General features: G+C 45.6%; 1 protein-coding gene. It reads left to right on the top strand.

From position 1 onward, the window contains the following. On the top strand, positions 1–677 hold a 677-nt coding region (locus tag HNS40_RS22590; RefSeq protein ID WP_172284967.1), incomplete at both ends, for a PKD domain-containing protein.

Raw genomic sequence — 677 nt, 5'->3', positions numbered from 1 at the left:
GATCCTCAATATATCTTCCCTGCGGTAGACTTAAACTATCCGGTTTCTCTCATCGCTACCGATGAAAGAGGCTGTGTGGATACCACGGAAACAGAAATCTTTATTCCTTCGGAATTAACGGTCAGCTTCTTAGCGGATACGGTTTGTTATGGCGAAGCGACCATGCTTGTGGCTCATGCCACCAAACCTGAAAATGCTGAAGTAAAATACTGGACTTGGTATTTTGATGATGGCAGTCCACAGCTCAGCACCACCCGAGATACGGTTTATCATGTATTTACTTCTGATGGAGAGTTTAGAGTGGAGCTGCAAGGTCAGGAGCCTGGTGGTTGTGTGAATGAGGTGAGAAAGAATGTGATGGTGAGAGAGTTGCCTACAGCAGATTTCTTGGCAGAGGCTGCGGCTTGTGCCGATACCACTTTCTTTATTGACCAGAGTAGCACGGTGCTTGAAGATGGAATACAGCAGTGGAGATGGTATTTTGGCAATGGAGAAACCGAAACGATTAATGCGCCTAGCGATGGGAATACCGAGTTTTTATATCCTCCTTACCTAGAGACTTTCAATGTGAGCTTAGCAGTAAGTGACGAGTTTGGTTGTGTGGATAGCATCAGCCATGGGGTACAGCGCTATCCTTGTATCTTCGTGAACTTTGTGACCGATACCAGTATTTATTG

It is taken from the genome of Lentimicrobium sp. S6, assembly GCF_013166635.1.
Lineage (GTDB): Bacteria > Bacteroidota > Bacteroidia > Bacteroidales > UBA12170 > UBA12170.
Note: the sequence above shows the minus strand (reverse complement) of the source record. Positions and strands in the feature narration are given on the sequence as shown.